This is a genomic window from Pseudomonas sp. MWU12-2319, from assembly GCF_023242525.1.
GTDB classification, from domain to species: Bacteria; Pseudomonadota; Gammaproteobacteria; order Pseudomonadales; family Pseudomonadaceae; genus Aquipseudomonas; species Aquipseudomonas gingeri_D.
Map to the genome: position 1 here is coordinate 183914 of NZ_JALJES010000006.1, position 22264 is coordinate 206177.

A 22264-nucleotide genomic window follows, 5' to 3' on the forward strand; every position below is an offset into this window, starting at 1 on the left:
GGGGAACAGCCATGGCTAGCGTAAATGCCTCCCACGACGATGACGATGATGCGCCAGTGGACAGCATCAATATCACGCCCCTGGTGGACGTGCTGATGGTGGTGCTGGTGATGTTCATCCTCACCGCCACCGCCCAGGTCTCGGGCATCCAGATCCACCTGCCCAAGGCCAGCGCCTCGGTGTCGATGTCCCAGGCCAAGACCAAGGCCATCTCGGTCAACGACGGTGGCCAGGTGTTTCTCGACGCCTATCCGGTGACGCTGCCGGAGCTGGAGGAGCGCCTGCGCATCGAGAAGGCCCAGAGTCCGGACTTTCCGATCATCGTGCGCGGCGACGCCACGGTGCAGTACCAGAAAGTCATCGAAGTGCTTGACCTGCTGCGGCGCCTGGAGTTGTCCCAGGTCGGGCTGGTCACCGGCAAACCGACCCAGGGCTGACCATGACCGCGAAATTACCGATCAGCCCCGACCCCGTGAAGAAGTCGCCGTTGCGCCCGTTGAAATGGGGCGCGGGGCTGCTGCTGGGGGCCGTTGCGGCCTGGTTCCTGTGGCAGTGGGCCCACGACATGAGTGGTGTGCGCCGGGAGGCACCGAAGGTGCCGATGCTGATTCCGTTGCCGCCACCTCCGCCACCGCCACCCGAGCCGGAAAAACCCAAGGAGCCGGAAACCCCGGTGGAAGAAAAGATCCCCGAACCAACCCCGGAACCGGAACAGGTCAAGCCCCAGGACGAAGCGCCGCCGTCACCGGTCAACGACCTGGAAAACCCGATGCAGATCGACGGCGACGCCCAGTCTGGCGGTGACGCTTTCAACATCGGCGCGGGCAAGGGCGGCGGCATGGCCGGAGCCGGAGGAGGGCGCCTGGGCAACGGCACCTACAGCCAGTTCCTGGCGTATTCCTTCCAGCGTTTGCTCAAGGAAGACCCGCAACTGCGCAACCTGGCTTTTGCGCTGCAGACCGATATCTGGCTGAGCGCGGCCGGAGAGATCACCCGGGCCGAGCTGGTCAAGTCCAGTGGCGATCCGAAGCTCGATGCCCAGGTACTGGCCGCCCTGCGCGCCGCGCCGCGTTTGAGCGAACGGCCGCCGGCGTCGATCACCCTGCCGGTGCGTATTGCCTTGCAAGGCCGGCGTCCCGGCTAGTTCACCCCATTCGCAGTCTTGTCATAGGAGTTGTGTGCAAATGATTTCCAATGTGAATCGATTGAGCCTGGCGGTCGGCCTGGTCATCGCGACCCTGGTCGGCCAGGCGGCAGCGGCAACGCCCGCGGCGCCGTCGGAAAACGCCACGATCAACCTGATCCGCCTGCTGGTGCAGCAGGGCGTGCTCAAGCAGGAACAGGCCGACGGGCTGATCGCCCAGGCCGAGAAAGAAGCCCTGCAGGCGCGCCAGGCCAGCGCCGTTGCCGCCAGCGGGCCGCCCGCGACGCCAGGCGAGGTTCGCGTGCAATACGTCCCGGCCATTGTCCGCGATCAGATCCGCGACCAGGTCAAGGCCGAAGTCATGGCCACCGCCAAGCAGGAAAACTGGGCGCAGCCCAATACCTTCCCGGATTGGGTCTCGCGCATCAGCTTCGACGGCGACCTGCGCCTGCGCGACGAGTCGCGTTATTACTCCAGCGGCAACAGCAACCAGATCGTCGACTTTGCCAAGCTCAATGCCAGCGGCCCCTACGACGTCAACCCGAAAACCAGCACCAGCCTGCCACCGTTGCTCAACACCCGCGAAGATCGCGGCGACTCCCTGCGCATCCGCGCCCGGCTGGGTATGAAGGCGGTTGTCGCCCCGGACTGGACCGCTGGCATCCGCATCGGCACCGGTACCGACAACAACCCGGTCTCGACCACCCAGGTGCTCGGCGGTGGTTTCGCCAAGAAAGACCTCTGGCTCGACCAGGGCTACCTGACCTGGAAGTACTCCGACCGCTTGAGCCTCACCGGCGGGCGTATCGCCAACCCGTTCTTCTCCACCGACATCTTGTATTCCCCCGACCTGAACTTCGATGGTGTGGCGGCGATCTTCAACCAGAAGCTCAACGCCGACTGGGGCGTGTTCGGCACCGTTGGCGCGTTCCCCATCGAGTACAGCTCCGACACCGCCAGCAGCAACGGCTACGACAAGCAAAAAAGCGCCGACAAGTGGCTCTACGGTCTGCAAGCCGGGGCGACCTGGCAGTTCAGCGAGCACAACAAGCTCAAGGGGGCGTTGGCCTACTATCGTTTCGACGACATCGAAGGCCAGCGCTCCGACACCTGTAGACCTTGGGCCGGGGACCCGGGTTGCAGCTCCGACGGCACCCGCGCCGCGTTCATGCAGAAGGGCAACACGGTGTTCCTGCTGCGGGACATCGCCATCAACCCTTTGACCCCGACCACCACGGCACAACCGCAATTCGTCGGCCTGGCCTCGAAGTTCAATCTGCTGGACCTGAACCTGGTGCTCGACAGCGACCTGCCGGAAGACTTCAAGCTGCGCAGCCAGGCCGACTACGTGCACAACCTGGGCTACGACGAAGGCGAAATGAACCGACGGGCCGCGGGCCAGATCGTCAACAACCTGGACAACGACGGCAAAATCCAGAGCGGCGCCAATGCCATGATGGTCCAGTTCACCCTCGGCAACGCCCTGGACCTCAAGCGCCAGGGCGACTGGAACGTCTTCGGCGGCTACAAGTACATCCAGCCGGATGCCTTGCCCGACGGTTTCAACGACAACTCGTTCCACCTCGGCGGGACCAACGCCAAGGGCTTCTTCCTCGGGGCCAACTACGGCCTGGACAAGAACGTGATCGCCACCGCGCGCTGGCTCAACTCGGAGGCGGTGTATGGCGCGCCGTTCGATATCGATGTCATGCAGCTTGAAATCAACACGCGCTTCTAAGCGCGAGGGAGACCCCATGAACATGCGAGCCCAGGTGCGTTGGTCGACGTTGTTGCTGCTGGTCGGCGTGGCGCTGGCCAATGGCGCGTCCGCCGAAGGCATGGAAGAGCGCCTGCGCACCCAGTTGCGTAGCACCACCCAGCAATTGCAAGCGTTGCAGAGCGAACAGGCCCAGGCCGGCGCGGCACGGATCGCCGCCGAAAACCAGACCAAGGCGGCCCAGGCGCAGATCAAGCAGCTCGAAGCAGAGCTGGCCAAGGCCAAGGGGTTGAGCGAGCAGTTGGTCGGCCAGCAACAGAACCTGCAAAACCAGGCCCAGGCGTTTGCCGCCGCCAGCAACGAACAGTTGGGCAAGTTCAAGAAAGCCTATGACGACCTGCTGGTGCTGGCCAAGGCCAAGGAAGCCGAGCGCGCGCGCTTGCAGGTGCAGTTGACCGAGCGTGACACACAAGTGCAGCAATGTTCGGTCAAGAATCAACAGATGTACGGGGTCGCCAAGGAGATCCTCGCCGCCTACGAAAAAATCGATGTGGCCGAGGTGATGAAGATTCGCCAGCCGTTTGCCGGCGGGGCCCGGGTCAAGTTCGAGGAAATGGCGCAGACCTTCGGCGACAACCTCTACAAGAACCAGTTCGATGCGACCCACGCATCCGTCAATCAATGACCTGCAAGGAAGAACAATTTATGAGCGAACAATTGATCGAGCACGTGACCCCGGACAGCCTGACCTTGCTGCTGCAAGGCGCCGGCTACCGGGTCAATCGCACCGAGCAGAACGGTATCGTGCAACTGCTCAGCGCCAGCCAGGGCATCGGTTACGCCGTGCGCTTCGGTAATCCATCGGCCGGCGAGGGGGGGTATGTCGACTTCACCTACAGCTGTGCCCTGCGGGTGCAAGGTGAGCTGCCGGCCGGCCTGGCCGAGTTGTGGAATGCTTCGCGGCGTTTTGCCCGCATGTCGGTACAGGGCGAGTTCCTGGTGATGGAAATGGATGTGGTGGTGGCCGCCGGTGTCAGCGCCAACTACCTGCGCGGCAACCTGGAACTCTGGGATCGCCTGCTGCAGGAGTTCATTGTCTACCTGCGTGACTACAGCCAGCAGGCGGCGCAGTTGCAGGCCCAACCGCAAGCCGGTGTCGAGCCTGCGGCCCATGAGGAGGAGGCGACCCTGTGAAAAAACGCAACCTGTTGGCCGGCGCCGGTGCGCTGGCCGTGCTGGTCGGTGCGGTGGCCCTGGTCATGCGCCCGGGCAGCGATCCGGTGGCGGCGGTGCAGCCGGCACCCGCCACGCTGCAACCGACGTCGAACGCCCCGGCCGTGGCCCGCCTGGGCAACCAGCAAGTCGATGCCCAGGAACTGAAAGCCGTGTTTGCGGCCCTGCCGGCCGATTCCCGTGAGCAACTGCGCGGCAATCGTGCGGCCCTGGAAAGCTGGCTGCGGACGCGCCTGGCAGAAAAGGCGCTGATCGAACAGGCCGATGCCCAGGGCTGGCCGCAGCGCCCGGATATCGAGCAGCAGACCCGCGCCGCCGCCGAGCAGATCGTCTTTCGCAGCTACCTGGCGTCGGTCAGCCAGGTGCCGGCGGACTACCCCAGCGCCGAGGAACTGCAACAGGCCTATGACAGCGGCAAATCGGCCTGGCAGACGCCGCCGTTGTACCGGGTCAGCCAGATTTTCCTCGCCGTGCCGGATCAGCAGTCGCTGGAAAGCGTGCGTAAACAGGCGGTGGAACTGAGTCGTCGAGCCCAGGCCGCACCGGGAGAATTCGCCGCGCTGGCGGGCCAGTATTCCCAGGATCGCGACAGCGCCAAGCGCGGTGGCGATGCCGGTCTGCAACCGCTGCAGCAACTGCTGCCGGAGGTGCGTGGCGCGGTGTCGCGGCTCAAGACCGGTGCGGTGGCGGATCCGGTGCAGAGTCCGGCGGGCTTCCATATCGTCAAGCTCAACGAAATACAGCCGGCGCGCACCGCGACCCTGGACGAACTGCGTGACCGTCTGCGCGAAGCCTTGCGCAGCCAGCGTCAGGAACAGATTGCCAAGGCTTACCTGGCAGGCATGCTCAACACCGCGACCTTGAGTGTCGACGGTGCGGCCTTGAACCAGGTGCTGGAAGAAAAGCCCTGACAAGAAATTGCCATTGGATGGTTGGGCGTCCCCGGATGCCGACAGGGAGTCAGTATTATGTCGTTGAATGAAGACGCCCCGCGAGTGGGCGTCATGGGCTACCACAGCCCGAGCGAGCCGCACGAGCCCTGGCTGGCCTTGGCCAGGCTGATGGAACCGCAGACGGCCCAGGTCTTTCTGGCCAGTGCCCGCTGCGGCTGCTTTATGCAGGCGGCGCGCAGCTTGAATATCAAGTCGACCCAACTGCGCAAGCAGTTGGCGTTGCTGGAAGAACGCGCCAATCGACCGCTGCTCGTGTATGAGGGCAGCAGCCTGATCCTCAGCCGTGACGGCCAGCAGTTGCAGGCGCAACTGCTCGCTTTGGCCCATGAACGGCGCCTGCCGATCCTGGAACAGCCGCTGGTACGCCTGGCGATTGCCGAGTCGATCCTGCACGACATCCTCGGTCGCGACCTCATCGCGCTGTTGCGCCGCAATGCCAGCATCCGCCTGGAAATCATCCCGGTGGACAGCGTGATGTCCTTGCAGGCCTTGAGCGCCGACGTGGTGGTCTGGCTGTGCGGCCCGGACTCGCCGGTCTCGGGGCCGAGCTTCGCCATCAGCCCGCCGCAGCCCCTGGTACGGCTGGATTACCTGCCGCATATCGCCAAGCGTTATTCGCGGGTGGCGGCACGCCCGGATGTGATTGCCGATCTTGAAGACTACATGTTGGTGCAATGGCAGCACGATCGGCAGATCGACGACTTCCAACCGTGGAACCATCTGGTGGAGCAGCGCCTGGCGGGCGTGGTGCAGGTGCATTCCTATGAGCTGATGCTGGAAATGATCCGGTGCGGCGCCTGCATCGGTTTGTTGCCTTGTTATATCACCCGTTTCGATCGTGGGCTGGTGGCACTGCCGGGGTTGTTCGAGGAACCCATGCAGCGTCGGGCCTGGCTGGCGACTCGCCGTGAGGCCGAGGGCAGGGAAGAGGTGCAGTTGATCGTCGATCTGGTGCTGGGCACGTTCAGGGAGCGGCGGGAGTGGTTTGAGTAGCGGTGATGCCAGCTCGTGGGTTTCAGATTTGCAGTCTACAGCCAAAATATTGGCTTTTTTTGAGGGCTGGTTAAAAAATATAAAAAACATAGACATATTCTTGACGATATCAGCTTGATATCCCACTATGGCGTGCTTGAGTAATTGACTTTACTCATGTTTTTTTGACGCCATCGTTCTGAAGACTCTCCATGAAAAGGCGACACAGCCCTTAAAAGAGAGCGGGCGGCGCAGGAAAGATCAGCCATCAAGGCGAATAGCCTCGGCTCCCTTCCAGCAGTGCCAGCATCAGACGATGAAGATTGCGCCACATTTTCTCTTGGGATGATTTATGTCTGCCGAACGGATACTGGTTACAGGGGGCGCCGGCTTCATTGGCTCTCATCTTGTGGATGCGTTATTGGCCAAAGGCCATGCCGTTCGGGTCCTGGACGATCTGTCCAGCGGTAAGGTGAGTAACCTGCCGATGAACAATGCTTCCCTGAAGCTGGTGGTCGGTGATGTCGCCGATGCCGCCGTCCTGGCTGAAGCCATGCAGGGTTGCAGTGCGGTGGTGCACCTGGCCGCCGTGGCCTCGGTCCAGGCCTCGGTCGAAGACCCGGTGCGTACCCACCAGAGCAATTTCATTGGCACCCTACGGGTTTGCGAGGCGATGCTCGCCGCCGGTATCCGGCGTGTGGTGTTTGCCTCCAGCGCGGCGGTGTATGGCAATAACGGGGAGGGCACCGCGATTGCTGAAGACACGCCCAAATCCCCCCTGACACCCTATGCGGCGGACAAACTCGCCAGCGAGCACTACCTGGATTTCTATCGCCGCCAGCATGGACTGGAGCCAGTGATCCTGCGCTTCTTCAATATTTTCGGGCCGCGCCAGGACCCGTCATCGCCGTACTCCGGAGTCATCAGCATTTTCAGCGAGCGGGCGAAAGCCGCACGGCCGATCACGGTGTTCGGCGACGGTGGGCAAACCCGCGATTTTGTCTATGTCGAAGACCTGGTGAAGATCCTCGTCCAGGGTCTCGAATGTGCGCAGCCTCCCGTCGATGCCACCAATGTCGGGCTCGGTGGCGTGACTACGCTCAATGACCTGATTGCCGCCCTGGAACAGATCAGCGGCAAGTCCCTGAACCTGAGTCATGCCCCGGCCCGCTCCGGAGACATCCGGCACTCCAAGGCGGACAACCGCCGATTGTGCGAACGCTTTGAGCTAGGAGCGTCGACCGCCATGGCCGACGGTTTGGCACGCCTCTATCGCAGTCTTTAGTTGCATCGCCTTGCAGGCGCCCGATTGCGTGGCGCCGGTAGTCTGATGTTGCGCGGATTGATCTACTAAAGAGTGAGTTATGAAAATCGAGTTTCCCAGGGCGCGCGTCTGCAAAATGGTGCGGCGTCTGTTCGCCGCGTTGGCATTGTGTGTAACGAATTCAGCGTTACAGGCCGCTCCGGCGGCTCCCGCCAGCGTCGGATTCTGGTACGCCGAGCAGCCGCCCTTGCAGGAGTTGGCACAGTTCGAATGGGCCGTGGTCGAACCCGGCCATATGACCGGTGCCGATGTTGCCACCTTGCGCAAACTCGGCAGCCAGCCATTCGCCTACCTGTCGGTGGGTGAGTTCGACGGCGACCGTGCCGCCCTGGACAAGGAAGCGCTGACACAGGGCGCCAGCAGCATCCGTAACAAGGCCTGGGACAGCCAGGTCATGGACATCGCCACGCCGGCCTGGCGGGAACATCTGTTCAAGCGCGCCAAAGCGTTGCAGGAGCAGGGCTATGCCGGCCTGTTCCTCGATACCCTCGACAGCTTTCAATTGCTCCCCGAAGCCAACCGCGAACCGCAGCGCAAGGCGCTGGTAGCGTTTCTGCGCGAGCTGCACCGCCGCCAGCCAGACCTCAAGCTGTTCTTCAATCGCGGCTTCGAGGTACTGGCTGAGCTCGATGACGTAGCCTCGGCCGTCGCCGTCGAATCGATCCATGCCGGTTGGGATGCCTCGGCCAAGCGTTATCGCCCGGTGTCCGAGTCCGACCGCAACTGGCTGGAAGGTGAGCTCAAACCGCTGCGGGCGCGGAATATCCCGCTGGTGGCCATCGACTACCTGCCGTCCACGCGGCGTGAAGAAGCCCGCAAACTGGTCCGTCAGTTGAGCCAGGAAGGCTTTATCCCGGTGGTCACGACCCCGGACCTCAATGCCATCAGCATGAGCACCGTGGAGGTGCAGCCGCGGCGTATCGCCATGCTCTATGACCCGCGTGAAGGTGAACTCTATGATCACGCCGGCCACCGGATGCTCGGAGGCCTGTTGGAATACCTGGGTTATCGGGTGGATTACCTGCCGGTCGACGACAGCTTGCCGTCCTACAGCTTCGCCGGTTTGTACGCCGGGGTGGTGGTGTGGATGACCAGCGGCCCGCCGCAAGACAGTCGTGCCTTTTATAGCTGGATCGGCAAGCGCCTGGATGAACAGGTCCCCCTGGCGATCATGGCCGGCCTGCCGATCGAAGACCGCTCGCTGCTCAAGCGCCTGGGCCTGAACCTCGCCGCGCCGGGGGATCGCGATACCTTGCAGGTACTCAGCCAGGACAAGGCGCTGCTCGGTGCCTTTGAGGCGCCAGTGGTCCCACGCAGCCGCGAGTTGACCCGGGTGACGCTGCTGCCCGGCGGACCGCAACCGGGCTTGTTGCTGGGTGACGGCAAGGGCGGCAAGTTCGCCCCCGTGGTCACCGGCGACTGGGGCGGCATGGCCCTGGCACCCTATGTCGTGGAAGCCAATGTCGAACGGACCCGCTGGATTCTCGATCCGTTCGCGTTCATCCAGAAAGCCTTGCGCCTGCCGGCCCAGCCACGCCCGGACAGCACTACCGAAAATGGCCGGCGGATCGCCACGGTGCATATCGATGGCGATGGTTTTCCGTCCCACGCCGAAGTGCGCGGCACGCCGTATTCCGGGCGCCAGGTGCTGGCCGACTACATTCGTCCCAATCCGTTCCTGACCTCGGTGTCGATCATTGAAGGCGAGGTCGGGCCCAAGGGCATGTCGCCTTTCCTGGCCCGGGAGCTGGAACCGATCGCCCAGGAGATCTTTGCCGATCCCAAGGTCGAAGTGGCGACCCACACCTACAGCCATCCGTTCTATATGCAGCCGGACAAGGCCAGGCAGGACGAAGATTTCCATGCCGAATACGGCTTGCGGCTGAATATCCCGGGCTACAAGACCCTCGACTACCAGCGCGAGATCGTTGGCTCGCGGGACTACATCAATAGCCGTCTGACCACCGCGAAAAAGCCGGTGAAGATGATCTTCTGGCCGGGTGATGCGTTGCCAAGCGCGGAAACCATCAAGCTGGCCTATGACGCCGGGCTGAAGAACGTCAACGGTGGCCAGACCATCCTGACCAAGGCCAATCCGTCGCTGACCGGCCTGTATCCCTTGTTGCGGCCCACCGCCGGTGGCTTGCAGTACTACGCGCCGGTGATCAACGAGAATATGTACACCAACCTGTGGAAGGGCCCGTACTACGGTTTTCGCGATGTGATCGATACCTTCGAGTTGACCGACAGCCCACGACGCCTGCGCGGCATTCATCTGTATTACCACTTCTATTCGGGGACCAAGCAGGCATCGATCAAGGCCATGACCGACATCTACCAGTTCATGCGCGGCCAGCAACCGATGTCGTTATGGATGAGCGATTACCTGGATCGGCTTCACGGTCTGTACCAGGCCAGCCTGGCTCGAACCGCCGAGGGCGATTGGCAGGTGCGTGGGATGGATGGATTGCGCACCCTGCGCCTGGATCCGGCGCTCGGCTGGCCGGACCTGGGTCGTTCCCAGGGCGTGGCCGGTGTCCGCGATCTGCCCCAGGGCCGTTATGTGGCGCTGAGCAGCGACCGGGCGCTGTTGGCTCTGCGAGCTGAGCGTGACCCGCGCCCGGCGCTGGAGCTGGCGAATATCCCCTTGCTTGACTGGCGTTATGTGAATGACCGGCAGGTGACCTTCGCCTTCGCCGGCGAATTCAACCTGGAGTTTTCGGTACGCTCGGCCGGCGCCTGCCGGGTCGAGGTTGACGGGCAACATTACGCGGGCCGGTCCGAACAAGGCCTGTGGCATTTCCAACTTCCGCTGAAGCAGGTGAGCGATGCCCAACTCCTCTGCAACTAAGGCTAAAAGCACGCGGCTGCTCAATCCCTGGGCGCTGCTGCTGGTGGCGATCGCCGTCGGCGTGCTGCTGTGGGCGACCTTTCATAATGAAGAAGCCTTTCGTCCCAAGGGTGGCGCGCCGGACGAGGTTTCGGCCAGCTACGCCGAGGTGCTGCTGGCGGCGCACCCGCAGAACAGCGAGCTGCGAACCCAGTTGCTCGACCTGCTGATCCAGCTGGGTGAATACCCACGCGCCGAAAAGCATCTGGCTGATTGGCCGCAAGCCGATTCGACCCTGCAAACCTATTATCGGCTGCAACTCGATGCCCTGGCATTGAACAACAGCAGCGATAGCCCGGCATTGCAGGCTCTGGCCGAACGTTTCAAGGCCTTCGACTACAAGTCGTTGCCAACGCCCCAACTCGAACACCTGGCGCCGTTGGCCCTGAGCGCCCAGGCACCGGGCCTGGCCGCGGATAGCTATGCCGAACTGGCGCGCCGCGATCCGCGACAGCATGACCAACGGCTGACCGAAGCGGCGAAATGGTACCTGGCCAGTGAACAGCCCGGACGGGCGGCGGATCTCTATATCGAGCTGCTTGCAAGTAGCCAGAAACCCGAAGAGCGGCGCCAGTTCCTCCAGGCCGCCTTCGAGGGCCTGGTAGCCGCTGATCGAGGCGATCAGGCGGCCGAGCTGCTGGCCAGGGAGTTGCTCGCGCAACCGGATGGCCAATTCGATCCGGCGCTGCTTGACCTGGGCGTCGATGTGGCGGTGGCGCATAACCGTACCGACCTGGCTGAGCAGTTTTTTAGCGAATGGCGCAAATTGCAGCCCGACAGCCCGCAAGTGCTGGCCAAGGAGTTCAAGCAGCGCCTGGCCTTCGGCGATCTGCCGGGGGCGCACGCGGCGGGCTTGCAACTGCTCGAACAGCGCCCGGACGATCCGGCGTTGCTGGAGCAGATGGCCCATATCGCCGAATGGCAGGACGACTCGGCAGCCGCGCTGGGCTACTGGATCGCCCTGAGCAAACTGCGCGACAACCCTGCTGAATTCGAGCACACCTGGCGCCTGGCGATGCAGACCTACGACTTCGATCGGGGTATTCCGGTGCTGGCGGGGATCATGGACACGCGAGCGTTGACCAATGTCGAGCTGGATGCCCTGGTGTACGCCGAAGAGTCACGTGGCACTCCCGAGCAGGCTGAAGCCTGGTTGCGTCGTTATGTCGCCAAGTATCCGAAACATCGCCTGGCCTGGGTCCGGCTGTTGCAGAACCTGGAAAACACCGAGCAATACACGGCGCGCCTGGACGTCTGGCAGAGCTTCGCCAAACGCTTCCCTCTGAGCAGTACCGAACGGGTCGACTGGGCCAACAACCACCTCAAGCTGTTTGACAGCCCGTCGGCCTGGAAGGTGATCACGGCGGTCGATGGCAACAAGATCAATGATCTCGACTATTGGCAATCCCGCGCGGCGCTGGCCTGGGACCTGGAGCTGGACGACGAGCTGCGGCTCGCGCTGGAGAAAATGCTCGCCATCAAGGGCTCGCTCAATACCGGCGACGAGAGTGAGCTGATTGCTCTCTATCGAACCCGGGATCCACGCAAGGCCTTGCAGTTGACCGTCGACAGCTGGAAGCAGGGTCACGCCCCGCAGCGCCTGGTGGCCGCCTTGCAACTGGCCCAGGACCTTCAGGACTGGCCGCTGGTGATCGATCTGCTCAAGGATGCCGAGCAGTACCCGGAGGCTTCCGAGCGGTCCCAGGTGCTGGCGGCCCGTGGTGCGTTGGCCGTGCAGCAAGGGCAGAGCGAGGAGGCCTTGCGCCTGTATCGCCTGGGGTTGAGCCGTTTCCCGGATGACAATACCTTCCGTGAGCGCCTGCTGTGGCTGTACGTCGACCTGGGCCGTAGCAGCGAAATCAAACCGTTGCTGCAGCAATGGCGTGCCCTGGCCCGTAGCGACAGCAGCTTGTGGCTGCCGTTTGCCGCCGCCAGCCAGTTGGTCGGGCGCAACACCGAGGCCCTGGCCTGGTATCGCCTCTACCTGCAAGCCAACGCCGGGGACTGGATGGTCCAGGCGGCCTATGCCGATGCGCTGGAAGGCGCCGGTTACGCCGAGTCGGCCCAGCGCTTGCGGCTCAAGCTCGACCGCGAGGTGACGCCGGAGCAGATTCGCGCCACCCCGCAGGGCTACAGCACCTGGTTACGCCTGCTGGCCAGCAGCTATTCGTCGCGCAAGGCGCTGAACCAGGCAATGCAATGGCGGGATGGCTCCAAACCGATGCTGCAACTGTGGTTCGACCAGTTGTTGGCACGCCTGGATAACCTCAATCAGTCGGCGCAGAAAGACGACTGGTTGGCCTGGGCCCGTAGCCGTGGCCTGAAGATCAATGGCTACGAGCAGATCCAGGAAGCCCTGCGCGGCAGCAATCGGGCCGCATTGGAACACCTGGTGAGCAGCGGCGAGCTGGATCCGGCGCAGCAGGTCGAGGCGCTCAATAGCCTGGGACGCGGCGCTGAAGCCCTGGCCGTGGACCTGTCGGCACTGGGTGACGATCAGCCGCCGGCGATCCGTGAGCAATTGCGCCGCCAGGCCATTGAAATGACCGAGCGCACCCCGCAGGGCGTGCTGCTCGCCTGGGAGCATCAGGACTACGGTGGACTGGTATTCAACGGTCCACGGCTGACCAGCGCGCGTTATCTGAACGACAACTGGTACGCCAAGCTGGTGCTGGAGCAGGGTCGATACAGTGGCGAGACCCTGGAGCCGTCGCGTTTGGGCAGCGAGACCAATACCGAGCTGACCTTGCAGCGGCAACTGGAGAGTGGCAATTACAAGCTGATCTTCGACAGCAGCCTGCGCCAGGACGATGACCGCAATGGGCTCGGTGTCAGCCGGACCTGGCAGGTGGACAGCGGCAACGAGCTGGATGCCGGTGCCGACTGGCACCGCAAGAACGAGGACAGCGGGTTGATGCGCGCGTTCGGCCGCCAGGATGATCTCTGGGCCGGCGGACGGCATCGCTACTCGGCTCGCGACCAGTTGTCCTGGAACCTGGCCCAGCGCTGGTTCGCGACCCGCGGCGGCGATGATCTGGGCAAGGGCCAGGCACTGAAGATCGAGTTTGACCACACCTTGCAGTTCGAAGGGCCGAACTGGGAACTGCGCAGCGGTATCGACTACCAGCAGAACAGCTTGAACAACCGCTCACTGGCCAATCTGGCCAATACCCTGGGCGGGGGCATCGACCTGGCCGGGCTCGAACTTGACGATCCGAGTCAGATCACCAGCCAGACCTTGCTGCAGAAACAGTACGGCCAGTGGTTCTTCGGCAGTTCCTGGCGGCGCGGTTTCCCCGGCGCACTGAACCGCACGCGCGGGCAGTACACCTGGCTGGTGGATCTCAGCACGGGCTGGCAGTGGACCGATAACACCATCAACTACGCCGTCAGTACCGGTGTCGGTACCGAGGTATTGGGCAATGACGAATTGGCAGTGACCTTCGGCTACCAGTCGGCGCCGCAAGGCGGCACAGGCAAGTCTGGCGGTACCGCGGGCGTCAGTTACAGCGTGCGTTTTGGACGCTGATCATGGAATTCAAAGAGGAGTTAACCTTATGCAAACGATTCGTTGCGTGAGTCTGGCGATGGTCGCCGTGTTGATGGCCGGTTGCAGCAGCTTTACCGGCCAAAACAGTCCGGAACTGTCGAGCAAGGCCCGTTGGGGGGTGTTGCCGCTGGTCAACTATTCCCAGACGCCACAAGCCGGTGAGCGCGGCGAGCAGATCCTGCTCAGCGTGTTGAGCAGCCGTGGCCTGCAACCGCAGGTCTATGCCGGCCCGCCAGGGCAGGGCGAACAGGCCCTGCTCGACGATAACGAGCGCCTCGCCGGGGCAATGGACTGGGCCCGTGAACAGAAGCTCGACTATGTGGTGTCCGGCAGCGTCGAAGAGTGGCAGTACAAGAACGGCCTGGATGGCGAACCGGCGGTGGGTATCAGCCTGCGGGTGGTCGAAGCCGGCACCGGCAAGGTCCTCTGGAGCAATAGCGGTGCCCGCGCCGGCTGGTCCCGCGAAAGCCTGGCCGGCGCGGCCCAGAAGGTCCTCGACAAGCTTGTCGGCGGCCTGCGGATCGAGTGACTGCGATGAACTCTCCACACATGGACTACGCGCTGGCACCGCGCGCCAGCGGTCCGGCGTCATGGCTGGAAACCTTCCTGGTGACCGCGCTGGTCATCGGCTTCGGTCTCTGGCTGACACCTGAAGACCCGTTGCAGGTACGCGGCGGGTTTCCCTGGTCGCTATTGGCGCCGCTGTTGCTGGGGGTCCGTTACGGCTTTGTCCGTGGCCTGATCAGTGCCAGCCTGCTGGTGGCGACGTTCTTCGTCCTGCGCCAGTCGGGACTGCAAGGCTACGCGCAGATCGCGCCGTCCTACATTGTCGGCGTGCTGGTCTGCGGGATGCTGGTAGGTGAAGTGCGGGATCTGTGGGAACGGCGCCTGTTGCGCTTGCAGATGGCCAACGAGTATCGCCAGTACCGGCTCGACGATTTCACCCGGGCGCACCAGATACTGCGGGTCTCCCACGATCGCCTGGAGCAGCGCCTGGCGGGCAGCGACCAGAGCCTGCGCAGCTCGTTGCTGGGCCTGCGTGAGCGCCTGCGTGCCGCGCCCAATGGCGAAGATTCGCTGTCGTTGCTGGCCGAACCGGTGCTGACCTTGCTCGGCCAGTACGGTTCGTTGCGGGTGGCCGGGCTGTACCGTCTGGACTCGCCGCGCAACGCCGCACCGAGCTTGACCCTGTTGGCCTCCACCGGGGTCATGGGGACTCTGGACAACCAGGACCTGCTGGTCAAGTTGTGCCTGGAGCGCGAAGAACTGGTGAGCGTGCGCGAAGAGCTGATCGACGCTGGCGGCCAAGCCTCGGTGTCGTCGTTGCAGGCGTGCATTCCGCTGCTGGATACCGAGGGCCGGATGCTGGCAATCCTCGCGGTCCGGCAGATGCCGTTCTTTGCTTTCCAGGAACGGACCCTCAGTCTGCTGGCCTTGCTGGCCGGGCATATTGCCGATCTGCTGCACCACGACCCGCAGGTGCTGCAACTGGAGGATGCCGACGCCCAGCACTTCACCCGCCAGCTCAAGCGTTCGTTGCTGGATGTCGAACGGCACGGTTTGTCCGGCTGCCTCTATGCCTTCGAGCTGACCCGGAGCAACGATGAGCTGGCCCGGCTGTTCGAACGCAGCCAGCGTGGACTGGACCTGCACCTGACCTTGGCCAACAACCGCGGGCATGCGTTGTTGCTGGTGCTGCTGCCGCTGACCAGCGCCGAGGGCGCCCAAGGTTATCTGATGCGTCTGGGCACGCTGATCCACGAACACTTCGGCATGAGCGTGGAGCTGTCCGGCCTTGGGGTCAATGTCTTGCCTTACGATCTGGAGTCGGCCCGGCAACGGGACGGGCTGCGTAACTTCCTGCATAACGAGTGTGGCCTGAATGTTCAGCAAGTGGCTGTTTAGCGGGGCGCTGTTTTTCGAAGCCGGGAGCTGGGCCAGTCTGACGACCCGCCTGCCCGACCCGCAGATCGCGCTCCTGTACACCATGACCCATGGCATCGCCTGCGGCCTGTTGACCGCGGCGGTGTGGCTGTTGCTGCCGGCGCGTTACCGCGCGCCGTTGCCATGGAGCCCGTTGTTTATCTTCAGCCTGGCGTTTTTTGTGCCGCTGATCGGTGCCGTGGGGGTGGTCGCGGCGATCTTTCCGGCCCTGTACCTGCCACGCAAGCGCGAGATGCAGATGTGGCAGGCAGTGGGCATTCCCGACCTGCCGTTTCGGGCGCAGATCCAGCTGCATTCGCCAACCTTCGGCGACAGTGGCCTGCAGGATGTGTTGCGCCATGCGTCGGACCCGGACCAGCGCCTGGCGGCACTGCTCGCCACTCGACGGATGCCGGGCAAGGAAGCGGTGCCGATTCTCAAGCTGGCCCTGGGCGATCCGAGCGACGATGTCCGTCTGCTGGCGTATTCGATGCTCGACAAGCAGGAAAGCGATATCAACCTGCGTATCCAGTCATCCCTCGCGCAGTTGCCCGGCGCGCCCGCACAGAAGGCCGGGGCCTTGCACGCCACGCTGGCTCGCTGGTACTGGGAGCTGGCCTACCTGGGCCTGGCCCAGGGCAGCGTCCAGCAGCACGTCCTCGGGCAAGCCGGCGAGCATGCCGAGCTGGCGCTGAAAGCGGGTGAGGGCGGTGAGTTGCTGCTGCTGGCCGGGCGTATTGCCCTGGAACGCGGCGATATCGGCAAGGCGCGCCTGCATATGCACCAGGCCGAGCAGGCGGGCATGGACCCGGCCAAAGTCCTGCCGTTCAGTGCTGAAATTGCCTTTGAAACGGGACGCTATAGCGAGATTCCGGGGCTGTTGAAAAGCCTGCCGCCGGAGCTGCAACAACGCCCGCCCTTTGCCGGGCTGGTAAGGACCTGGACATGAAAAAGCCCGCCAATCCAACGCCAATCGCCGATGTCTGCCTGCTGCTCGAAGGTACCTGGCCCTATGTACGCGGCGGTGTATCCGGCTGGATTCACCAACTGATCCTCGGGTTGCCGCAACTGACCTTTTCGGTGCTGTTCATCGGTGGCCAGCGTGAAGCCTATGGTCAGCGGCGCTATGAGATCCCGGCGAACGTGGTGCATATCGAAGAGGTGTACCTGGAGGAAGCCTGGCGTAATCCGAAGCGCAAGCGGGTCGCGCATAGCGCGTCCCTCGAAGAACTGAGCAATCTCTACCGCTATCTGCACAACCCCGAGAAGCCGCCCGCCGAGCTGGGCTTTGGCGTGCTCGACGCCCTGGCCCAGGGGCGGATTACCCTGGACGATGTGCTCTATAGCCGCCCCAGCTGGGAGGCCCTGACCGAAGGTTATGAGCAGCATTGCGCCGATCCGTCCTTCGTCAATTATTTCTGGACCCTGCGCACCATGCAGTCGCCACTGCTGATGCTGGCCGATGCCGCCCGACGGATGCCGCGAGCACGGGTCCTGCACTCGATTTCCACCGGTTATGCGGGGCTTGTGGGCTGTATCCTCAAGCAGTTGTGGGGTTGCCAGTTGCTGTTGAGCGAGCATGGGATCTACACCAAGGAGCGCAAGATCGACCTGGCCCAGGCCAGTTGGATCGCCGAAAGCAACAACCAGGCGCTCAACGACAGCATGGCTACCGGCACCGGTTATATCCGCATGCTCTGGGTGCGCTTCTTCGAACGCATCGGCCATCTGGTGTACGAGAGCGCCGACCAGATCATTGCCTTGTACGATGGCAACCGCCAGCGACAGATCAAGGACGGCGCGCCGCCGGCGCGTACCCAGGTGATCCCCAACGGCATCAACCTGGAGCTCTGGACCCAGGCCCTCAACGCCCGTGCCGCAGGGATCGCGCCGGTGGTCGGGCTGATCGGTCGGGTCGTGCCGATCAAGGATGTGAAGACCTTCCTGCGCGCCATGCGCGGGGTGGTCAGCGTGATGCCGCAGGTCGAGGGCTGGATTGTCGGGCCGGAAGAGGAAGACCCCGAATACGTCGCCGAGTGTCGCAGCCTGGTGGCCAGTCTGGGCCTGGAAAAACAGGTGCTGTTCCTCGGCTTCCAGAAAATCCAGGAGATCCTGCCGCAACTGGGCCTGATGGTCCTGACCTCGATCAGCGAGGCGCAGCCCCTGGTGATTCTCGAAGCCTGGGCCGCCGGCACGCCGGTGGTGAGCAGCGACGTCGGCTCCTGCCGCGAACTGATCGAGGGCGGCACCGCGGCCGACCGTGATCTCGGGCTGGCCGGGGAGGTGGTGGCAATCGCTGATCCACAGGCCACGTCCCTGGCGATCACCGATCTGCTGCGCAGCCCCGAGCGCTGGAAGTCGGCCCAGGCCGCGGGTTTGCTGCGGGTTCACCGTTACTACAGCGAGACCTTGATGATCGACCGTTATCGCACGCTTTATCACGCTGCCATGGGGACTGTGTAAATGGCCGGCATCGGTTTCGAACTGCGCAAGATTCTCTCGCGCGACTCCTACACGGCGACGCTGCACGCGTATGTCTACGCCGGCCTGATCAGTTCCGGACCCTGGGTCCTGTCGATTCTCAGCGTGATGCTGGTGGGGGTCATCAGCCTTGGGCTGGTGGTCCCGGAGGTGTTGATCCGCCAGTTCCTGATCACGGTGACCTACCTGATGGCCACGTCGCTGATCCTCACCGGCGGGCTGCAGCTGTTTTTCACCCGTTTCGTCTCCGACCGCCTGTTCGAGCGCAAGTACGAGCAGATCCTGCCGAACCTGGTCGGCGTGCTGCTGCTGGTGACCCTGGGCTCCGGGCTGCTGGGCATCATCCTGTTGGCCACGCTGTTCGACCAGCCGCTGGTCTACCGGTTGCTGACGCTGGCCAACTTCGTGGTGCTCTGCAACTTGTGGCTGGTGATCATCTTCCTCTCCGGGATGAAGGCCTATAACCGCATCCTGCTGGTGATGCTGGCGGGTTATGCGCTGATGGTCGGCAGCGCGTTCTTCCTGCGTTACCTGGGGATGGAAGGCTTGCTGCTGGCGTTGTTGCTCGGCCACAGCACACTGCTGTTCCTGTTTCTCTACGACATCCTGCGTGAGTACCGCGCCGAGAAACTGGTGGCCTTCGACTTCCTCGATCGGCGCCAGGTATTTGTCAGCCTGCTGCTCACCGGGCTCTGCTACAACCTGGGGATCTGGATCGACAAGTTGATCTTCTGGTTCAATCCGGACACCTCGAGCCAGGTGATCGGACCGATGCGCGCCTCGATTCTCTATGACTTGCCGATCTTCCTCGCCTACCTGGCGATCATTCCCGGGATGGCGGTGTTCCTGGTGCGGATCGAAACCGACTTCGCCGAATGGTACGACCGCCTGTTTCGCGCGGTGCGTGATGGCGAGACCTTGCGCCATATCGCTTCGTTGAAAGCCGAAATGACCTTCTCGATTCGCCAGGGCCTGCTGGAAATCTGCAAGGTCCAGGGGCTGACGGTGGTCCTGCTGTTCCTGTTCGGTCCGCGCCTGCTGGAGTGGCTGGGCATGTCCAGCTACTACTTGCCGCTGTTCTACATCGACCTGATCGGGGTGAGCATCCAGGTGGTGTTCATGGCGATTCTCAACGTGTTTTTCTACCTCGACAAACGGGCGATCGTGTTGGAACTGTGCCTGTTGTTCGTCGTGCTCAACGCCGCCTTGACCTTTCTCAGCCTCTACCTGGGGCCGAGTTTCTTCGGTTACGGGTTCACCTTTTCGCTGCTGGCGTGCGTGCTGCTGGGGTTGGCGCGCTTGTCGACCGCGCTGGATGACCTGGAGTACGAAACCTTTATGCTGTCGCGCTAAGGGGTAAAATGGTCTTGCGGTAGCGCAAGAGCGGATGCCGGAGCAGGCTTTGCCAGCTTGCCGCGAATCACTCTACACTGGCTGGCCTTGTTATTTTTATGGATAAAAAAACGATGCCAGCCGACACCCCCTCCATCGTCATCGAGCGTTTCCGCGAAGCCCATATCGACGGCATAACGGCTCTCTATAACGAACCCGCCGTTTGCCGCCAGGTACTGCAAATGCCGTTTCAGTCTGTCGAAGTCTGGCGTCAGCGGCTGCTCCAGCGCCAGGACAATGAACGCTTGCTCTCGTTGGTGGCGCTGCATCAGGGCGTGGTGATCGGCAGTTGCTCCCTGGAACAATACGCTCGTGTGCGCCGCAGCCACGCCGGCACCATCGGCATGGGCGTGGCAAGCGCCTGGCAGGGCAAGGGCGTCGGTTCGAAACTGCTGGCTGCCGTGCTGGATGTGGCCGATAACTGGATGAACCTGCACCGGGTCGAGTTGACGGTGTATGCCGATAACGTCGCCGCCCAGGGTCTGTATCGCAAGTTCGGTTTCGAGGATGAGGGCGTGATGCGTGATTACGCGATTCGCGACGGTGGTCTGGTGAATACCCTGAACATGGCGCGGTTTCGTCGGCCAGCCTGAACACTGATCTGGCGGCGTGCGACAGTGCCCGGTCGAGTTAATCGCACATCCCGCGGTGCGATCTGCCATGATCGGGCCTTCGATTCAGGTTCACCCACGGAGCGCTCCAATGAATGGTGTACAGCAACTGGGGGAAATGCTTCGGCACTACGCCGAGACTGAAACACACAAGAAGCAACTGTTTGAAAAGCAATCGGCACACTGGACGGCGCGTATCGTCGAGTTGTTCGATCGCATGGAACAGTGGCTGGCCCCGGTAAAGAGCCCGAACCTGCTGGAAACCCAGCGCGAAGCCTACGTGGCTTTCGGCCCCAACCTGGCGGTGGAAGTATCGCCCTTCAAGACCCAGAAGCTGACGATCCAGATCGCCGGCAGAGTGATGGAGTTTGTCCCGGAGGTCATGGGCACTGGCGGCACGATTTCCATCGCGGTCATGGGCCATACGGCGGCCCGGCATGGCAGCGTTTCGCTGGTGGGTGTGCCGGGAACTGGCGATTGGCAGTGGCGCAAGACCAACGGCCTCAAGGACGCGGACATCTATCCGTTCGATGCCGACTTCCTGGCCCTGCAGTTGCAGAGCCTGATTCCCCGCGAATATCACTGAAGCGTCCGCTGTGGTCGCGCCCGGATTCCCACAAGAAAAAAAGCCCGAGAGGGTTTGCCGGGCCGCAAATCCTGTGACACTTTATCTGCCCCATAGGTCGGGTGGCATTTTCATGTTTAACCCCGACCTTCTTATCGAAACCGTTTAGAAGGATTCAGTTCATGGCTCAAGTCACCCTCAAAGGCGGCCCGGTTCAGGTCAACGGTCAATTGCCGCAGGCCGGCGACAAGGCTCCAGCATTCTCCCTGGTGGGCGCAGGTCTGGCTGACGTAACGCTGGGCAGCTTTGCCGGCAAGCGCAAAGTGTTGAACATTTTCCCAAGCGTCGATACTCCGACCTGTGCGACCTCCGTGCGCAAGTTCAACGCCCAGGCCAACGACGTGGCCAACACCGTGGTGCTGTGCATCTCGGCTGACCTGCCGTTCGCCCAGGCACGCTTCTGCGGCGCCGAAGGCCTGGAAAACGTCCTGAACCTGTCGACCCTGCGTGGCCGTGAGTTCATTAAGAACTACGGCGTTGAAATCGCCGACGGCCCGCTGGCCGGCCTGACCGCTCGCGCCGTCGTCGTGCTGGACGAGAACGACAACGTGCTGCACAGCGAACTGGTCAAGGAAATTGCCGAAGAGCCTAACTACGAAGCGGCCCTGGCTGTTCTGAAGTAATGGCAAGGAGTCGGTTTGCGGTGAAGGCGAGACTGCTATCGCCAGCAGGCCGACTCCCATATTTATTGAGTTCGACGATAGTTAGCGGTAAAACGCCGATTTTGTAAGCCGGTAATAGCAGGGCTAAAGATGACATTGCTATCTAGGAAAGCCCGCTTCAAGGTAGGATTTCGTGTTTACAAGGAGGCAAACACATGGCTCAAGTCACCCGCAGGGGCGTAACGGTCCAGATCAACGGACAATTACCGCTACCCGGCTCCCAGGCTCCCGCGTTTTCCCTGGTGGCCAAGGACCTCTCCGATATCACCCTTGCCAGCCTTGCCGGCCAGCGCAAGGTGTTGAATATCTTCCCCAGTGTCGACACTCCGACCTGCGCCAAGTCCGTGCGCCAGTTCAACGAGCGCGCCAACCAGCTGGAAAACACCGTGGTGCTGTGCATCTCGGCTGACCTGCCATTTGCCCAGGCACGTTTCTGCGGCGCAGAAGGTCTGGACCAGGTCGTCAACCTGTCCACCTTGCGCGGCCGCGAGTTCATGCGCGACTACGGCGTGGAAATCGTCGATGGCCCCCTCGCAGGCCTGACTACCCGTGCGGTCGTAGTCCTCGACGCGCACGACAAGGTGTTGCATAGCGAACTAGTGGCGGATATCGGCCAGGAACCCGATTACGCGGCGGCACTCGCGGCCCTGCAATAAACGGCTCTGAAACAAGTGGTTTATAATTATTTACAGCCTGATCCTGTTCAGGCTGTTTTTATTTGTGCTTCAGTGTCTTACCGAAGCACTGATGAATGTCATGCGAAGGTAAATTGCCGGTAAAGGCGCTT

Annotated in this window: 19 protein-coding genes; all 19 read left to right on the forward strand. The window is 62.7% G+C overall.

Going from position 1 to position 22264, the window contains the following annotated elements; genetic code table 11:
* Nucleotides 1-11: 11 nt before the first annotated feature.
* Complete coding sequence (locus tag M5C01_RS12340) at nucleotides 12-437, forward strand: biopolymer transporter ExbD (protein WP_152738893.1); 426 nt, start codon at nucleotides 12-14, stop codon at nucleotides 435-437.
* A gap of 2 nt (nucleotides 438-439) precedes the next feature.
* Nucleotides 440-1144: an energy transducer TonB gene (locus tag M5C01_RS12345; RefSeq protein WP_152738895.1), complete on the forward strand. Its 705-nt coding sequence runs from the start codon at nucleotides 440-442 to the stop codon at nucleotides 1142-1144.
* A gap of 40 nt (nucleotides 1145-1184) precedes the next feature.
* Nucleotides 1185-2882: a putative porin gene (locus M5C01_RS12350; RefSeq protein ID WP_152738897.1), complete on the forward strand. Its 1698-nt coding sequence runs from the start codon at nucleotides 1185-1187 to the stop codon at nucleotides 2880-2882.
* A 16-nt stretch (nucleotides 2883-2898) separates the two neighbouring features.
* A complete protein-coding gene (locus tag M5C01_RS12355; RefSeq protein WP_152738900.1) occupies nucleotides 2899-3546 on the forward strand; it encodes a DNA repair protein in 648 nt (215 codons plus the stop codon).
* A 20-nt stretch (nucleotides 3547-3566) separates the two neighbouring features.
* The gene (locus M5C01_RS12360; protein ID WP_152738903.1) at nucleotides 3567-4055 is read left to right on the forward strand and encodes a YbjN domain-containing protein; all 489 of its coding nucleotides are present in this window, start codon (nucleotides 3567-3569) and stop codon (nucleotides 4053-4055) included.
* The gene (locus tag M5C01_RS12365) at nucleotides 4052-5005 is read left to right on the forward strand and encodes a peptidylprolyl isomerase (protein ID WP_178129827.1); all 954 of its coding nucleotides are present in this window, start codon (nucleotides 4052-4054) and stop codon (nucleotides 5003-5005) included. The genes M5C01_RS12360 and M5C01_RS12365 overlap by 4 nt, the downstream gene beginning before the upstream one ends.
* 57 nt (nucleotides 5006-5062) lie before the next feature.
* Complete coding sequence (locus tag M5C01_RS12370; RefSeq protein WP_152738907.1) at nucleotides 5063-6040, forward strand: LysR family transcriptional regulator; 978 nt, start codon at nucleotides 5063-5065, stop codon at nucleotides 6038-6040.
* A gap of 331 nt (nucleotides 6041-6371) precedes the next feature.
* Entirely contained in the window at nucleotides 6372-7304 is a 933-nt protein-coding gene (locus M5C01_RS12375; protein ID WP_152738910.1) for an NAD-dependent epimerase/dehydratase family protein, read from the forward strand.
* 79 nt (nucleotides 7305-7383) lie between these two features.
* Nucleotides 7384-10194 carry a bifunctional glycoside hydrolase 114/ polysaccharide deacetylase family protein gene (locus M5C01_RS12380; protein WP_152738913.1) on the forward strand — a complete coding sequence of 937 codons (2811 nt, stop codon included), beginning with the start codon at nucleotides 7384-7386 and terminating at the stop codon, nucleotides 10192-10194.
* The gene (locus tag M5C01_RS12385; protein ID WP_152738916.1) at nucleotides 10172-13762 is read left to right on the forward strand and encodes a tetratricopeptide repeat protein; all 3591 of its coding nucleotides are present in this window, start codon (nucleotides 10172-10174) and stop codon (nucleotides 13760-13762) included. Before M5C01_RS12380 ends, M5C01_RS12385 begins: the two co-directional genes overlap by 23 nt.
* 28 nt (nucleotides 13763-13790) lie before the next feature.
* Nucleotides 13791-14312 (forward strand): penicillin-binding protein activator LpoB, encoded by a 522-nt coding sequence (locus tag M5C01_RS12390; protein WP_152738919.1) that lies wholly within the window; start codon nucleotides 13791-13793, stop codon nucleotides 14310-14312.
* A gap of 5 nt (nucleotides 14313-14317) precedes the next feature.
* On the forward strand, nucleotides 14318-15688 hold the full coding sequence (locus M5C01_RS12395; protein ID WP_152738922.1) for a PelD GGDEF domain-containing protein: 1371 nt from the start codon (nucleotides 14318-14320) through the stop codon (nucleotides 15686-15688).
* Nucleotides 15666-16655, forward strand: coding sequence for a HEAT repeat domain-containing protein (locus M5C01_RS12400; RefSeq protein WP_152738925.1), 990 nt, complete (start codon nucleotides 15666-15668; stop codon nucleotides 16653-16655). Before M5C01_RS12395 ends, M5C01_RS12400 begins: the two co-directional genes overlap by 23 nt.
* Complete coding sequence (gene pelF, locus M5C01_RS12405) at nucleotides 16652-18169, forward strand: GT4 family glycosyltransferase PelF (RefSeq protein ID WP_103494082.1); 1518 nt, start codon at nucleotides 16652-16654, stop codon at nucleotides 18167-18169. Before M5C01_RS12400 ends, pelF begins: the two co-directional genes overlap by 4 nt.
* Nucleotides 18170-19540 (forward strand): exopolysaccharide Pel transporter PelG, encoded by a 1371-nt coding sequence (gene pelG, locus M5C01_RS12410; RefSeq protein WP_103494083.1) that lies wholly within the window; start codon nucleotides 18170-18172, stop codon nucleotides 19538-19540. It abuts the gene before it with no gap.
* Nucleotides 19541-19653: 113 nt separating this feature from the next.
* Nucleotides 19654-20172 carry a GNAT family N-acetyltransferase gene (locus tag M5C01_RS12415; RefSeq protein WP_152738928.1) on the forward strand — a complete coding sequence of 173 codons (519 nt, stop codon included), beginning with the start codon at nucleotides 19654-19656 and terminating at the stop codon, nucleotides 20170-20172.
* A 109-nt stretch (nucleotides 20173-20281) separates the two neighbouring features.
* The gene (locus M5C01_RS12420) at nucleotides 20282-20776 is read left to right on the forward strand and encodes a hypothetical protein (RefSeq protein WP_103494085.1); all 495 of its coding nucleotides are present in this window, start codon (nucleotides 20282-20284) and stop codon (nucleotides 20774-20776) included.
* Between the two features lie 161 nt (nucleotides 20777-20937).
* Entirely contained in the window at nucleotides 20938-21438 is a 501-nt protein-coding gene (gene tpx / locus M5C01_RS12425) for a thiol peroxidase (protein ID WP_152738931.1), read from the forward strand.
* 194 nt (nucleotides 21439-21632) lie between these two features.
* Nucleotides 21633-22133, forward strand: coding sequence for a thiol peroxidase (tpx, locus tag M5C01_RS12430; RefSeq protein ID WP_152738934.1), 501 nt, complete (start codon nucleotides 21633-21635; stop codon nucleotides 22131-22133).
* Nucleotides 22134-22264: the final 131 nt, after the last annotated feature.

Coding starts and splice junctions, on each gene's coding strand:
- M5C01_RS12340 (WP_152738893.1), top strand. CDS start 12: ATGGCTAGCGTAAATGCCTCCCACGACGATGACGATGATGCGCCAGTG.
- M5C01_RS12345 (WP_152738895.1), top strand. CDS start 440: ATGACCGCGAAATTACCGATCAGCCCCGACCCCGTGAAGAAGTCGCCG.
- M5C01_RS12350 (WP_152738897.1), top strand. CDS start 1,185: ATGATTTCCAATGTGAATCGATTGAGCCTGGCGGTCGGCCTGGTCATC.
- M5C01_RS12355 (WP_152738900.1), top strand. CDS start 2,899: ATGAACATGCGAGCCCAGGTGCGTTGGTCGACGTTGTTGCTGCTGGTC.
- M5C01_RS12360 (WP_152738903.1), top strand. CDS start 3,567: ATGAGCGAACAATTGATCGAGCACGTGACCCCGGACAGCCTGACCTTG.
- M5C01_RS12370 (WP_152738907.1), top strand. CDS start 5,063: ATGTCGTTGAATGAAGACGCCCCGCGAGTGGGCGTCATGGGCTACCAC.
- M5C01_RS12375 (WP_152738910.1), top strand. CDS start 6,372: ATGTCTGCCGAACGGATACTGGTTACAGGGGGCGCCGGCTTCATTGGC.
- M5C01_RS12380 (WP_152738913.1), top strand. CDS start 7,384: ATGAAAATCGAGTTTCCCAGGGCGCGCGTCTGCAAAATGGTGCGGCGT.
- M5C01_RS12385 (WP_152738916.1), top strand. CDS start 10,172: ATGCCCAACTCCTCTGCAACTAAGGCTAAAAGCACGCGGCTGCTCAAT.
- M5C01_RS12390 (WP_152738919.1), top strand. CDS start 13,791: ATGCAAACGATTCGTTGCGTGAGTCTGGCGATGGTCGCCGTGTTGATG.
- M5C01_RS12395 (WP_152738922.1), top strand. CDS start 14,318: ATGAACTCTCCACACATGGACTACGCGCTGGCACCGCGCGCCAGCGGT.
- M5C01_RS12400 (WP_152738925.1), top strand. CDS start 15,666: ATGTTCAGCAAGTGGCTGTTTAGCGGGGCGCTGTTTTTCGAAGCCGGG.
- pelF (WP_103494082.1), top strand. CDS start 16,652: ATGAAAAAGCCCGCCAATCCAACGCCAATCGCCGATGTCTGCCTGCTG.
- pelG (WP_103494083.1), top strand. CDS start 18,170: ATGGCCGGCATCGGTTTCGAACTGCGCAAGATTCTCTCGCGCGACTCC.
- M5C01_RS12415 (WP_152738928.1), top strand. CDS start 19,654: ATGCCAGCCGACACCCCCTCCATCGTCATCGAGCGTTTCCGCGAAGCC.
- M5C01_RS12420 (WP_103494085.1), top strand. CDS start 20,282: ATGAATGGTGTACAGCAACTGGGGGAAATGCTTCGGCACTACGCCGAG.
- tpx (WP_152738931.1), top strand. CDS start 20,938: ATGGCTCAAGTCACCCTCAAAGGCGGCCCGGTTCAGGTCAACGGTCAA.
- tpx (WP_152738934.1), top strand. CDS start 21,633: ATGGCTCAAGTCACCCGCAGGGGCGTAACGGTCCAGATCAACGGACAA.